General features: G+C 59.1%; 11 protein-coding genes. 7 read left to right on the top strand and 4 right to left on the bottom strand.

The window, feature by feature from the left end; all coding sequences use genetic code 11:
• Window positions 1-131: 131 nt before the first annotated feature.
• Window positions 132-1,451, bottom strand: coding sequence for an OprD family porin (locus ACX1DW_RS21600; RefSeq protein ID WP_011914459.1), 1,320 nt, complete (start codon window positions 1,449-1,451; stop codon window positions 132-134).
• A gap of 301 nt (window positions 1,452-1,752) precedes the next feature.
• Between ACX1DW_RS21600 and ACX1DW_RS21595 the strand changes: the two genes are divergently transcribed.
• Genes ACX1DW_RS21595 through ACX1DW_RS21585 form a run of 3 tightly spaced genes read left to right on the top strand, consistent with a single transcriptional unit; the run spans window position 1,753 to window position 7,527 of the window.
• The gene (locus ACX1DW_RS21595; protein ID WP_011914460.1) at window positions 1,753-2,994 is read left to right on the top strand and encodes a TolC family protein; all 1,242 of its coding nucleotides are present in this window, start codon (window positions 1,753-1,755) and stop codon (window positions 2,992-2,994) included.
• Window positions 2,995-3,035: 41 nt separating this feature from the next.
• Window positions 3,036-4,343, top strand: a complete 1,308-nt coding sequence (locus ACX1DW_RS21590; protein ID WP_011914461.1) for an efflux RND transporter periplasmic adaptor subunit — start codon at window positions 3,036-3,038, stop codon at window positions 4,341-4,343.
• Between the two features lie 19 nt (window positions 4,344-4,362).
• Window positions 4,363-7,527, top strand: a complete 3,165-nt coding sequence (locus tag ACX1DW_RS21585; protein WP_458992359.1) for a CusA/CzcA family heavy metal efflux RND transporter — start codon at window positions 4,363-4,365, stop codon at window positions 7,525-7,527.
• Between the two features lie 227 nt (window positions 7,528-7,754).
• Here ACX1DW_RS21585 and ACX1DW_RS21580 read toward each other — a convergent pair whose 3' ends face one another.
• Entirely contained in the window at window positions 7,755-7,985 is a 231-nt protein-coding gene (locus ACX1DW_RS21580; RefSeq protein WP_003282470.1) for a hypothetical protein, read from the bottom strand.
• Between the two features lie 400 nt (window positions 7,986-8,385).
• On the opposite strand from ACX1DW_RS21580, the gene ACX1DW_RS21575 reads away from it, so the two are divergent.
• Complete coding sequence (locus tag ACX1DW_RS21575; RefSeq protein WP_011914465.1) at window positions 8,386-9,306, top strand: cation diffusion facilitator family transporter; 921 nt, start codon at window positions 8,386-8,388, stop codon at window positions 9,304-9,306.
• Window positions 9,307-9,699: 393 nt separating this feature from the next.
• Here ACX1DW_RS21575 and merR read toward each other — a convergent pair whose 3' ends face one another.
• Window positions 9,700-10,098 carry an Hg(II)-responsive transcriptional regulator gene (gene merR, locus ACX1DW_RS21570; RefSeq protein WP_003089120.1) on the bottom strand — a complete coding sequence of 133 codons (399 nt, stop codon included), beginning with the start codon at window positions 10,096-10,098 and terminating at the stop codon, window positions 9,700-9,702.
• Window positions 10,099-10,172: 74 nt separating this feature from the next.
• On the opposite strand from merR, the gene ACX1DW_RS21565 reads away from it, so the two are divergent.
• From ACX1DW_RS21565 to ACX1DW_RS21555, 3 genes are read left to right on the top strand one after another with little or no spacing between them, the layout of a single operon-like run.
• Window positions 10,173-10,523 carry a mercuric transporter MerT family protein gene (locus ACX1DW_RS21565; RefSeq protein ID WP_003089115.1) on the top strand — a complete coding sequence of 117 codons (351 nt, stop codon included), beginning with the start codon at window positions 10,173-10,175 and terminating at the stop codon, window positions 10,521-10,523.
• A 12-nt stretch (window positions 10,524-10,535) separates the two neighbouring features.
• Window positions 10,536-10,811: a mercury resistance system periplasmic binding protein MerP gene (gene merP, locus ACX1DW_RS21560; RefSeq protein ID WP_003150552.1), complete on the top strand. Its 276-nt coding sequence runs from the start codon at window positions 10,536-10,538 to the stop codon at window positions 10,809-10,811.
• A 7-nt stretch (window positions 10,812-10,818) separates the two neighbouring features.
• A complete protein-coding gene (locus ACX1DW_RS21555) occupies window positions 10,819-11,031 on the top strand; it encodes a GDCCVxC domain-containing (seleno)protein (RefSeq protein WP_003089113.1) in 213 nt (70 codons plus the stop codon).
• 12 nt (window positions 11,032-11,043) lie between these two features.
• Here the strand turns inward: ACX1DW_RS21555 and ACX1DW_RS21550 are convergent, their stop codons facing one another.
• Window positions 11,044-14,037 (bottom strand): Tn3 family transposase, encoded by a 2,994-nt coding sequence (locus tag ACX1DW_RS21550; RefSeq protein ID WP_003299771.1) that lies wholly within the window; start codon window positions 14,035-14,037, stop codon window positions 11,044-11,046.
• Window positions 14,038-14,039: the final 2 nt, after the last annotated feature.

Raw genomic sequence — 14,039 nt, 5'->3', positions numbered from 1 at the left:
CTACCTGTCATTTGGTTGGCCCGCAGCGCAAGGAGGTGCACTTAAGCAAAAAAAGGCGCCCTACGGGCGCCTGAAACACATCTTCAAACCAAGGGAGCACAAAAAGAAGATGTGGTGTTGCTCGTAGTGCTTCACAGGATCGAGAGCGGGTACTCGGCGATGAATCGAACCTCATTGAGGTCGGACTCGAAAGCAGTCGCCCGTGTTGTAGCCTGGCGCACCCGCAGAGAGAGGTCCTTGAACGAGCCTGTCTGTACAACGTAGCGTGCTTCGACGTCGCGTTCCCAGCGCTTCTGTCCGGACAGAGGCGCGCCGTTATCGTCTTGGCGCATATATACCTCATTTGCGTTGCTGTAATCGGCGCCCCAGCCGCGGGCGTAGCGAGTCATGAACGTAAGCCCAGGTATGCCGTAACCCGCCATGTTCAGGTCATAACGCAGCATCCAGGACTGCTCTTTAGGTGAGTTGAAATCACTGTACTGGATGGAGTTATTCAGGTAGATCGAGTCCGCTTGGCGCAAGTAGTCAAAGTCGTTGTTACCGTTGTTTCGCTGATACGACGCCGTGACGGTGTGCGCGCCGAAGGCGACACCCAGACTGGAACTCCAGATGCTGTTGTTAAACTCGCCCAGCAATTTCCGACCTTCGTCGGTTGCCTTGTAGTAGTTGAAGCTGCCCAGCAGCACGACGGCATCGGAAAGTGGATAGGTGGCCGAGACACCGAAATAATGTTGATCCCAGGCATCCTTCAGCCGGCTGGTATACAGGCTAAGACTGAGGTTTTCGTTCACGCTATAGTCGCCGCCTGCGTAGCCGAGCCAAGGCGAGTCGACGCCGCCGCCATAAAACGTGACGAAGTCATCGTTCGTGTTGCTGGTATTGGGCTGGCTCATCGCGTGCAGGCGGCCGCCCTGGAGGGTGAGGTCGTCCAGCGAGTTGTTCACAACGGTGACACCCTTGAAAGACTCCGGCAGCAGCCGTGCGTCACCAAAGTGCACGACAGGAGTAGCGGGAAATACATCGCCTGCCTTGATCTCGGTGCCCAAGAACCGTGCTTTCACGGCCCCCCCTACTCGAGAAAAGTCATCCTCGGCATCGCCGGCGCTATTGTAGGGGAGAAGATCGACGGTTCCGCCAGCACCGGAACGTCCTGATCCAGAATCGAGTTTGAGGCCGAGCATGGCGAAGGCGTCGACGCCGATCCCCACCGAGCCTTGGGTATATCCGGACTCAAAGAATGCCATCAGTCCGTGAGCCCATTCCTCAGAATAGCCATTGCCGGTGGCGCTCCCACCGTCGCGAAAATCTCGGTTGAAATAAAAGTTGCGATTTATCAGCGAAAGCGTGCTGCCTTCGATGAAGCCCTCCGCTGTTTCCGATTGGGCAAAGACCGGGGCGCTGCCCAGTGCCAGTGAAAGGGCTGTAAGTGAAAGGGCGGCCTTTTTGCTCATGATGATGCTCCTGATATACGGCATGTCAGCGCTCGAATGACGCCTTCGCCTTTTTGTTCGAGTGCCGGGCGATGATCTTCCCCTGTAAATGACCGCAGGATTAGCGGTAAATGACGATCTCGTAATCTTGAGCGGTGCAATCGCAGATATTCCTTGGATTACAAATTTGTAATGTCGTAGTCACCCGGCCGATATCCGCGCTTATCTAAAGTCACGCCGCTTAGCCATCAGCTATCTGGCCGGTTTAGTGCGGCTGAGGAAACGCTATCGACGAAGGGGGCACTGCACTGCAGTGTTGCGTATGTATCAAAAGAAACGCTTGTATCTGCTTGCTAGCGGGCTGCTTGGGCTCGGGCTGGCACTAATGTCGCTCGAGGTGGGCGCGCAAGACGGTCTGACACTGGAGCGGGCCGTGTCCCTTGCGTATGAACGCAACCCAGAATTTTCCGCTGCGCGGTCGGAGATCGGCATCGCAAGCGGTCTGCGCCGCCAAGCTGGGGTTATCCCGAACCCGGAATTAGGGTTCGAGGTGGAAGACACTCAGTCCGACCGCCAGACCCGCTCAATTACAATCACCCAGTCGATCGAGTTGGGCGGCAAGCGCGGCGCTCGAATCGGCGTGGCGGATGCTAATCGCTCGATGGTGGATGCCGATCTCGACCTTCGACGCCAAGGATTACGTGCAGATGTGATCCAGGCATTCTTCGCCGCCCTGCGCGCCCAAGAAGGCATGCGACTGGCCGAGGCCTCTCTGTCATTGGCCGAACGGGCTGCTAAGGTCGCCGATGCACAGGTCGATGCCGGAAAAGTTTCGCCAGTGGAGGCGACGCGCGCCGATATGCAACTGGCGACCGTACAACTGGACCTGCGGCGAGCACGCCAGGAATGGGACAACGCTCGACAGATGCTAGCGCGCCTGCTCGGGACCGACGCACCGGAGTTTGGCAGTTTGCTGGGCAGTTTCGAACACCTGCCAGATGTGCCTAGCGAATCTGCATTATTGGCGCGCGTGCGTGAGAGTGCCGATATGCGTAGGGCTCTGCGCCAAGTGGCCTTGAGTGAAGCCGAGCTGGGGCTTCAGCGAAGCCAGCGCTACCCGGACATAAGCGTCAGTATCGGTAGCCAGTACGACGAAATCGAGCGTGAGCGCGTCAACCTCGTCGGCCTCTCTGTTCCGCTGCCTTTGTTTGATCGTAACCAAGGCAATGTTCTGGCGGCCGCACGGCGGGCGGAACAGGCGCGTGATCTTCGCAATGCGGCCGAGCTGCGTGTGCGTGCGGAGATCCAACAGGCCCTGCGCGACTGGCGCACCGCACGTGCGGACGTCGAGGAGATACGCAACCGGATTCTGCCGGCGGGACAGCGAACCGTGGAAGCGGCAACGCGTGGCTTCGGTCTGGGCCGCTTCGCATTCCTCGACGTGCTCGACGCACAGCGTGCGCTGATCGATGCACGCACGCGCTATCTGCAGTCATTGCAAGCCGTGGTCGACGCCTGGGCGCGTATCGAGCGGCTGTACGGACCTACCACTACCTTCGAATGACCGAAACGCCGCCATTACGTATTGGCGGTGGGGGAGCTTGCATGAAAAAACAGACGGGAATCGCTCTGGCGGTCGCTTTGGTACTGCTGACCGGCGTTGGCGTAAAACAGGGCTTCGTTCTTGAGGCGCAGGCCAGCGATAACAAGGCTGAGCACGCCGAGGATGGCCACGCGCATGAGGATGGAGAAAGCGGTCACGAGGAATCTGAGAACGACCATGGGGACGAAGACGGTCATGACGCTGAAGGCGATGGCCACGGCCATGGTGACGAAAGCGGTCATGGCGGTGAGGAGGACGAGCACGGCAACGAAACGCATGCCGAAGGTGAGATTGAGCTTTCCGAAGAGCAGATACGTGCCGCAGGCATTCAGCTAAGCAAGGCCGGACCGGCTGAAATCGGCTCGTCTGTATCTTTGCCGGGCGAGCTGCGTTTCGACGAAGACCGTACCGCACATGTCGTGCCCCGTGTGGCCGGCGTTGTCGAATCGGTTTCGGTCAACCTGGGTGACCAAGTGAAGAAGGGCCAGTTGCTGGCGGTTATCGCCAGCCAGCAGCTGTCCGAACAGCGTAGTGAGCTGGCTGCCGCCGAGCAGCGCCTCCGACTGGCTCGCATCTTGTTCGAGCGTGAGCGCACCCTGTGGCAGGAGCGTATCTCTGCAGAACAGGACTATTTGCAGGCCCAGCAGAGCCTGCGCGTAGCAGAAATCGACTTGCGTAATGCCCAGGAAAAAACCCGGGCGCTGGGCGGCGGAAGTGACGCCGGTGTGGGTAATCGCTACGAGCTCCGTGCACCTTTCGATGCAGTGGTCGTCGAGAAGCATATTGTGCTGGGCGAACGTGCAGATGAAACGACCAGCGTCTTCACTCTGACTGATTTGTCGCGGGTTTGGGCCACGTTCAGCGTACCTGCCCGTGATTTGATGCGCGTAACCGTCGGCCGAGAAGTCGAAGTTGTTGCCGGCGAGCTAGGCGTGCGAACAATGGGGAAGGTCGCCCATGTGGGCAGCCTGCTGGGCGAGCAGACGCGTGCCGCGACAGCCCGCGTGACCCTGGCCAACCCCGATGGGGCTTGGCGTCCCGGTCTTTTCGTGACGGTCCGAGTTAGCGCCGACGGACGTAGTGTTCCGGTCACGGTTCCAGTCGAGGCGGTCCAGACCGTCGAAAACGCGCCGACGGTTTTCGTTCGCACGCCGCACGGCTTCCAGGCGCACCCGGTTTCGCTGGGCCAGCGCGACGAAAATCGCGTGGAAATTCGTGACGGATTGCAGGCCGGCCAACAGATCGCGACCGCTGGCAGCTTCATCCTGAAATCCGAACTCGGCAAAGGCTCCGCCGAGCACGTTCACTGATCCTCCGGATACCTAACTCATGTTCGAACGTATTCTTCGCTTCGCCATCGAGCAGCGCTGGCTAGTGCTGCTGGCGGTCTTGGGCATGGCGGGCGTCGGGGTTTATAGCTATCAGCGCTTACCTATCGACGCTGTGCCCGACATCACCAATGTACAGGTTCAAATTAACGCCGCAGTCCCAGGCGCGTCGCCGCTTGAAACCGAGCAACGCGTTACCTTCCCCATCGAGACGGCGATGGCCGGCTTGCCCCACCTGCGCCAGACACGTTCATTATCGCGCTCCGGGTTCGCTCAGATCACCGTAATCTTTGATGATGGCACCGATCTCTATTTCGCCCGGCAATTGGTGAGTGAACGGCTGCAGGCCGCGAGCAACGAGCTTCCGCAGGGCGTGGAGGTCACTCTCGGTCCCATCTCCACCGGCCTGGGGGAAATCTTCCTCTGGACGGTCGAGGCCGAGCCCGAGGCGCGCCGTCCTGATGGTCAGCCCTACACGCCGACCGACCTGCGTGAAATCCAGGACTGGATCATCAAGCCGCAGCTGCGAAACGTTCGAGGCGTTGCCGAGATCAACACGATCGGTGGCTTCGCCAAAGAGTATCAGGTAGCGCCCGATCCGAAGCGCATGGCCGCGTACCGAATCACTCTGGAACAACTTGTAGTTGCGCTCGAACGTAACAACGCCAACGTCGGCGCCGGCTTCATCGAGCGTAATGGCGAACAATTGTCGATCCGCACACCCGGCCAGCTCGGCTCCCCCGAGGACATTGGCAATATCGTCCTGAGCAACGCAGGCGGTGCGCCCGTGCGGGTACGCGATATTGCCGAAGTGGGGATCGGTCGCGAGCTGCGCTCTGGCGCGGCCACCGACAATGGACGCGAGGTGGTCCTCGGGACCGCCTTTATGCTGGTGGGAGAAAACAGCCGTAGCGTGTCGCAGGCAGTCGCGCAGCGTTTGGAGATTATCAACCAGAACCTGCCAGAAGGCGTGAGCGCCATAACGGTCTATGACCGGACCGACCTTGTTGACAAGGCCATCGCCACGGTTCGCAAGAACCTAATCGAAGGCGCAATCCTGGTTATCGCCGTGCTGTTTCTGTTCCTCGGCAACCTGCGTGCAGCCCTAATCACAGCGATGGTCATCCCGCTTTCCATGCTATTCACCTTCACCGGCATGGCGACTAATAAGGTCAGTGCCAACCTCATGAGTCTAGGGGCACTCGACTTCGGCATCATCGTCGACGGTGCGGTGGTCATCGTCGAAAACGCAATCCGCCGGCTTGCCCACGCCCAGGAAAAACATGGCAGGATTCTGACCCGCAGTGAGCGTTTCCACGAAGTATTCGCGGCGGCCAAGGAGGCACGGCGTCCGCTGATCTACGGCCAGCTGATCATCATGGTGGTCTACCTGCCGATCTTTGCGCTCACCGGTGTCGAGGGGAAGATGTTCCACCCCATGGCATTCACGGTGGTAATCGCACTGTTGGGCGCCATGATTCTCTCGGTCACCTTCGTACCCGCTGCTGTTGCCCTTTTTGTCACCGGTAAAGTGCAAGAGAAGGACAACCGCCTGATGCGTGCCGCGCGCAATGGCTACGCACCGGTGCTCGACTGGGTCATGCGTCATCGCACATTGGTATTCAGTGGCGCCGTCGCTAGCGTGCTGCTGTCTGCGCTGCTGGCCATGCGAATGGGTAGCGAGTTCGTTCCGAGCCTCAGCGAGGGTGATTTTGCGCTTCAAGCTCTGCGCGTTCCAGGGACCAGCCTCTCCCAATCCGTGGATATGCAGCAGCGGCTCGAAAAGGCAATTGCCGAACAGGTCCCGGAGGTCAAGCGTACGTTTGCCCGAACCGGCACCGCAGAGATCGCGGCTGACCCTATGCCGCCGAATATTTCGGACAGCTATGTGATGCTCAAGCCCAAGGAAGAATGGCCAGATCCGGACAAATCCCGCGAGCAGCTCATTGAGGACATCCAGAAGGCGGCCGCATCTGTACCAGGCAGCAACTATGAGATGTCTCAGCCGATCCAGTTACGCTTCAACGAGCTGATTTCCGGAGTTCGCAGCGATGTGGCCGTTAAGGTGTTCGGGGACGACATGGATATTCTCAACAAAACGGCTGATGACATCGCGGCGATACTTCAGGACGTACCAGGCGCGTCCGAAGTAAAAGTCGAGCAGACAACGGGCCTCCCGCTGCTGAGCGTCAATGTGGATCGCGACAAGGCGGCACGCTTCGGACTCAACATCGGCGATGTGCAGGATACTGTCGCAGCTGCGATCGGCGGACGGGAAGCTGGAACCTTCTTTGAGGGTGACCGCCGTTTCGACATCGTTGTTCGTCTTTCCGATACGCTGCGTGCCGATCCGGATGTGCTAGCTCGCTTGCCGATTCCGGTGCCGGCGGTGGCGGGCGGAGCTAGCGACCGAATCGACTTCATCCCGCTGGCTGAAGTTGCCACGCTGGAATTCGTGCTGGGACCGAACCAGATCAGCCGTGAGGATGGTAAGCGTCTGGTTGTGGTGAGTGCCAACGTTCGGGGGCGTGACATTGGCAGTTTCGTCCAAGACGCGTCTGCGGCAATCGCCGAGCGAAACCCGGTAGCGCCCGCTTATTGGACGACCTGGGGTGGGCAATTCGAGCAGCTACAGGCTGCCGCCAAGCGCCTGCAGCTGGTCGTCCCACTCGCCTTACTGCTGGTCTTCGTGCTTCTGTTCATGATGTTCAACACCCTGCGTGATGGGCTAGTCGTCTTCACCGGCATTCCGTTCGCGCTTACCGGGGGCATTCTTGCGCTCTGGCTGAGAGACATTCCCCTCTCGATTTCGGCTGGCGTCGGGTTCATCGCGTTGTCGGGGGTAGCAGTGCTGAACGGACTAGTGATGATTGCTTTCATTCGGGGGCTGCTAGAGGAGGGCCGGCCTTTATCCGAGGCTGTGCGTGAAGGCGCACTGGTGCGATTACGCCCGGTCCTGATGACGGCGTTGGTGGCGTCGCTCGGCTTCGTCCCGATGGCGTTGGCCACAGGGACCGGCGCGGAAGTCCAACGGCCTCTGGCGACCGTGGTCATTGGCGGCATCCTGTCCTCGACAGCACTGACGCTGCTGGTATTGCCTGCGCTCTATTACACGGCTCTGCAGCGCCGCATGAAACGCAACGAAGAGGATGAGGACGCGAGCTGATATTGGTTTTCTCCCAACGTAGGCCAGGCTTGATGCCTGGCCTTTTTATGAATATCCAATCGAAGCTTCGAAGGGTTCACTGAAAGGATTTGTGGCCCCAATGCGCTGGTAACGACTGACGGGTACGTTATCGAGAAACAAAAAAAGCGCCTCGAAAGGCGCTTAAATACAGCTTTACCAACGGGATTCGGAAGCTATCGGAGGCGAAGATTGTTCGGGTGAAGCGGTTATTCAGTTTTGGATTCTTTCTTTATTTGCATATTGCTCTGATCCGGGCGCGGATTCTTAGCTTCTAGTCCGTCTATTTTTTCTTCACCAGACTCGGTTTCGTGAATCCGTTTTTGTTCTGCACGAAACTTTTCGTTAAATTTCATTGAACGATCGTAGCCGTCTCCTGCATAGGATAATGCGGAGCCGAAGATTACCGATCCAACAATAATAGCTTTCAACAGATTCATATGGGCAGCCCTCGCTAAATTCAAAGTGGCTTGTTGAGCTTTCCCGGTGAGCTCTACAGGTTCTAACGAATTTTGCGCGACTGAAGATAACGGCAGTGTGAGCCAAACATTACATTATTGAAATGTAATCTTCCGCTGTGCAGCTTGAACCACGAAAGATGATGTGAAGATTACAAATCTGTCATATTCAGATCATGACAAGGGTTAGCCAGTTATCGGCGTATTGAAGGCAATGGCGCACGAACTCGGGCGATGATGGTCGGATTTCTGTCAACGGTTTGGAGGCTGTCTCCGTGTCAGACGGTACAAAGGCACTAGTATATTTATTTGTTGCTATAGACGACCGTTTGGCTTCCTGTGCTTAGTCTTTTTTTAGATTTTTAAGGGTGGTTAAAAACCAATGGGCCACGAACATAACCATAACACCGAAGCTATAGGCGATAAGCGTCTAATTGCTGCTATAGGCGTTAACGCCGCATTAACACTGGCACAAATAGTCGGTGGAATACTCTCTGGTAGCTTATCACTCATTGCTGACGCGCTACATAATTTGAGCGATGCCGCATCACTGGTTATTGCGCTGATCGCACGTAAGATCGGTCGCAGACCGCCAGATGCATTTAAAACCTTTGGCTATCGACGCAGTGAAACCATAGCGGCTTTGATCAACTTGGTCACCCTGATCATCGTCGGTCTCTATCTTATTTACGAGGCCATAGGCCGGTTGTTTTCCCCGCAGCCCATTGAAGGTTGGACAGTGGTCGTGGTCGCGGGAATAGCCTTGGTTGTAGATATCGTCACGGCCTTTCTCACCTACACAATGTCCAAGAACAGCATGAATATAAAGGCGGCATTCTTGCACAATGTGTCGGATGCGCTGGCCTCCGTCGGCGTTGTTATCGCCGGGACATTGATACTTCTGTATGGGTGGTACTGGGCGGATACTGTACTGACACTGATGATTGCTGGCTACGTGCTCTGGCAAGGCTTTAGCATGCTGCCTAAAACCATCCATCTGTTAATGGAGGGCGCGCCAGAAGGCGTTTCCGTCGCTGATATAATCAATGTCATGGAACAAGTAAACGACGTCGAGGGCGTTCACCACGTGCATGTTTGGGAAATCGCTGAGCATACAATTGCACTGGAAGCACATGTTGTCATCAAGAAGGCGAGTCTGCCTGGGATCGAACGAGTGAAGACTGATTTGAAACGTGTACTCCATGAGCAATTCAAAATCAGCCACTCGACACTCGAGATGGAGCTAGACGGCAGTGTTTGTCTCGACACCAAGCAGACCGACAATCACTGCAGCGAAGCATAAGCTTACTATGCGCTACAATTAAAACAAGGTATTAACAGAGCGAATAGCCGAATATCACTTATTGGCGCTATGCCCTCGACCTGCGACATATTTCAGGTATATAGATAAGCAGCTCGTCACGATAAAATTCAGCTAACTCAAGTGCACCTGCCGCAGGCTGACGCGATAGCAAGTCTCCTAGCCACTACCACTGACAACGCTCAGATCCAGCGGCGGACGCGGGCGCGGTAGCGAACGAATGATTCGCCGAACAGCGCCTCTAACGCCCACTCTTCGGGTGCGATCTGGAAACGGTTCATGTAGGGGTTTGGGGAGCAATGGAACCAAAAACCAACGTAAGCTCTGAATCCCACCGTAAAGGGGCTTTCCGATCTCCAGCTCACCCGCCAGGCATTACTCTCTGATCAGTGCCTCGATGATCGGGCAGATCGTTCCGCCGTCTCCCGCATCACATTGCTGCACCAGTTCGCCTAACAGTTGCTGCATGACGACCAAGTCGGCCATCTTCTGCTCGATCAACGCGAGCTTGCGTGCAGCCCGTGCTCGCGTTTCGGCACAGGCGCACGACTCATCCAGCGTCAGCAGTCCACCGACTTCCGAGAGCGTGAAACCCAGCGCCTGAGCCCGCTTGATGAAACGCAGTCGCTTCACCATGTCCACCGGATAGCGCCGATGGCCACCCAAGGGTTTGGCTGGTTCATCCAGCAGCCCGCGTCGCTGGTAGTAGCGGATCGTCTCGACGTTCACCCCGGCGGCGTCTGCCAGCTTGCCAATGGTCAGCTCTGTGGCCATCACTTTCTCCTTGATTCCGTACTTTGATACGGAGTTTAGAATAGCACCTAGGCAATCAGGCTCAGGAGATGGGAATGGGGATGCAACTCACCGGGAAAGGCTCGCTGGTCGCGAGTTCGCTGACCGCCATCGGTGCGTCGGTGTGCTGTGTCGGGCCACTGGTGCTGTTGGCACTCGGTGTCGGCGGTACGTGGGTGGGCGCTCTGACCATGATGGAGCCACTACGCCCCCTCTTCATCGGGTTGACTCTACTGTTCCTGGGATTGGCATTCCGCAAGCTCTACCTGGTGCCACAGGTTTGTACGCCAGGTACACCCTGCGCCGATCCGCGCACGCTCGTGCGACAGCGACTCGTGTTCTGGATCGTCAGCGTGCTGCTGCTCGGCCTATTGGCCGTGCCGTGGCTCGCCCCGCTGTTCTACTGAAGGAGATTAACCATGCGCAAACTGCTGATCGCCGTGCTTTTCGCCTTGCCCTTCGTGGCGCTGGCGGCTCCCCCGAAAACCGTCACGCTCGACGTGCAGAACATGACGTGCGGACTCTGTCCGATCACGGTCAAGAAGTCGCTGGAGAAGGTGTCCGGCGTGAGTGACGTCCAGGTCAATTTCGACCAGAAGACGGCGACCGTCACCTACGATCCCGATAAGGCCCAGCCCGAGGCACTGACTGAGGCGACCGCGAACGCGGGATACCCCTCCACAGTGCAGAAGTGAGGTCACGATGAGCGCCATTGTCCTTGAGTCCGTGCTGACTTGCCCGCGCTGCGGCTTCGCCAAGCCGGAAACCATGCCCACGGACGCCTGCCAGTTCTATTACGAGTGCAGCAACTGCAAGGCGCTGCTGCGCCCCAACCCAGGGGATTGCTGCGTTTTCTGTTCGTTCGGCTCGGTGAAGTGCCCGCCGATCCAGCAGCAGCTTGGGTGTTGCTCATAGCGTTTAGGGGGATCACAGGTCGTCGTCTGGATTACGCAGTGGCCGCAGCTCGCCGCGCGCAACTTCTTCCGGTACCGCAAAGGAATACCGCCCGAGCATGTTGATGTGCTCGTAGATCAGCGGCGATAGCCGGGCCAAATCCTCTTCCAGCACTGGATAGCCGTGCTGCTTGAGCCGTTCCACGGCCGCCGTCATGTAGAGGGTGTTCCACAGCACGATGATGTTCACCACCAGGCCCAGAGCACCGAGCTGGTCTTCCTGGCCTTCGCGGTAGCGCTGGCGGAGCTCGCCGCGTTTGCCGTGGAACACGGCGCGGGCCAGGCTGTGCCGGCCTTCGCCTCGGTTCAACTGGGTCAGGGTGGCGCGGCGCTTGGACTCGTCGTCGATATAGGTCAACGTGTGCAGAGTCTTTTCGATCCGCCCGAATTCGGCCAGCGCCTGGGCCAGCCGGGTGGGTCTATCTCCCGTTTGCAGCGTGCGCATGATGCCAGTCGCCGGCACCCGGCCGAGTTTGAGCGAGCCGGCCAGGCGCAGCAGGTCGTCCCAGTGCTCGGCGATCAGGTCGAGTTTGACCGACTGGCGGGCCAGCCCGTTGAGCTTGCCGTAGTCCGCGTCCGGGCGCGTGCGCCAGAAGCGGGTACCGCCGACATCGGCCAGCCGCGGACTGAAGTGGTAGCCAAGTAGGCGGAAGAGCCCGAACACCACATCGCTGTAGGCCCCGGTGTCGGTCATGATTTGCGTCGGCTGCAACTCGGTCTGCTGTTCCAGCACGACCGCCAGCAACACCAGGCTGTCGCGCAGCGTGCCGGGCACGGTGATGGCGTTGAGGCCGGAGAATTGGTCGGAAATCAGGTTGTACCAGGTGACACCCCGGCCGGTGCCGAAATACTTCGGATTGGGGCCGGCATGCACGGTGCGCACCGGTACGACGAAGCGCATGCCATCGGCGGAGGCGACCTCGCCGCCACCCCAGACTTGGGCCAGTTCCAGTTGGCTTTGCGCTCCGACCAGGATGGCGTTAGCCGCTGACAGGGTGTCGTCGCGGATATAATTCTGGCTGACCCAGGACAGCCGGTCACGGCGCAGCGCCGGGTTGTCGGTGCGGATCAAGGGCTCCAGGCCGGTGTTGCAGGCCCCGCCCAACAGCACCGCGCAGAGGCTGGTGACCAGGTTGTCGGCGCGTGCATTGCGTTCGGAGACATGGGTGAAGGCCTCGGAAAAGCCAGTGCGGGCGGCGATTTCCAAGAGGATTTCCGGCAGATCGACACGCGGCATCAGGTCAGACACGGCCGCCCGCAGTTGCAGCAACGAGCAGGGCTCGTCCAGCTTGTCCAGCGCCCCGAGCGACAGTTCGGTCTTGCCCTCGGTGTTCTCGCTCAGTTGAATCGCCGGGTTGTCGGGCAGGCGCGCGGCTACTGCCAGCCAGGTTGCATCCAGCTCGACGGACAAGGCGTCCAGGGTGGTTTTGGCGTCGATGGTCAGGCCCAGTGACCGGCAGATGATCGGTCGCGCCGCCAGCCATTCGGCACCGTCGAGCAGGCCAAGGCGCGGGTCGGCATAGCGCCAACTGGGCGAGACGAAGACATCGCGGCGGCGCAGGGCCGTGCGCAGCGCATCGAGCGTGCAGAACACATAGGCACCCATGTCGAGGGAGCCATCTTCGCGGGTGATGTGCTTCTGCCAAGCCTTGGCCACGATCTCCTGCGGCGCGTCATCCTCTGGCTTCCGGCGCGGCAGGTTCAGTTGCAGCCACTCCAGACTAGCCGCCACGCCCTTGCCGGCCGGGCTGAAGCCGAAGCGGATGTGCTTGAGCAGGTCGGGCAGGAAGCGGCGCACGCTGCGGTAGCGCGCTTCCAATGCAAGAAAATAGACGTCATCTACCGGGCGGATCAGCGCGTTGACCTCTTCCAGGGCCTTTTCCAGGGTGGTCCTCGGCAGGTCGTTGAACAGCCGGGCGCGCACGTTGTCATCGCTGATCGAGCTGTCCAGCACGACCTTGCACGCGGCGGCGAGCGTCGCGGCCGACCGATCCAGGTCTTTCAGGCTGCGCATGCGGGCTTTCTTGTCGGCCTTCTCCGCGTTGCTGAACAGGTCGCGCAGCAAGGCCTCCAGGACTTCCAGTGCGTCGTCGTGCGCAGTCGCCTCCAGGCAGAGTGCGAAGGCCACCAGTGTCGCCATCCGCCGCGACGCCGGCAGCCGATTAATCGCGGTGACCTTGGCCGTGTTGGCGAAGCGGGCCAGGGCGGCGATACGGCTGGGAGGGATGTGCGCCGCCGCCGGCAAGGTGATGCCGATGCCGCGCACGTCATCGAGCCGGCGCAGTGCCCGAATCAACGCGGGGCCACTGACCATGACCGGGCCGGAGCGCAATTGATCCAGCCGGGAGCTGCGGTTGCCTTCGGCCACCGTCAGCAAGTCTTGCAGTTGCAATCGCTGTTCCTCAGTCACGCTGCGGCCCAGCGTAAACCAGAGGCGTTCTTCGACCCGACTGCGCAACTGGGCGATAAAGCGCTCTAGTTGAGACACACCAGGCAGGAGGACTTTCTGTGTGAACAGCCACGAGGTGGCTCGCTCAAACAGCACTCCCGGCCGGTCGGTGCCCGTCCAGCAGAGGGCATACAGCCAGCGGCTCAAGCGAAAGCCGATGCCCGGATCGGTGAAATGACGATAGCCAAAGCGGTTCTGAATATCGGTGGCATGTATCCAGCGGCGATGATCGCTATAGCGCTGGAGGCAGTCGGGGTCTGGAATCGCCAGTTGTCGGCAAAGCACCTGCAGGACTTCCACCGGCACGGCGGCGGGCTTGTCCGGCAGAACGCCAACGAAGCGGACGGTGGTCAGCAGAACGGCATAACCCAGACGGTTATGGTTACCCCGCAGCACCTGGATGGCTTCACGGTCTTCATCGCTCAGGTGGAAGTAACGTTCCAGCTCTTCACGGCTGGGCGAATCAACATAGCGGCCAAAACCGTCGCGTTGCTCTTGAGTCAGAAAACCGACCGGCATTG

The sequence above is a fragment of the Stutzerimonas sp. KH-1 genome (genome assembly GCF_054483855.1).
Note: the sequence above shows the minus strand (reverse complement) of the source record. Positions and strands in the feature narration are given on the sequence as shown.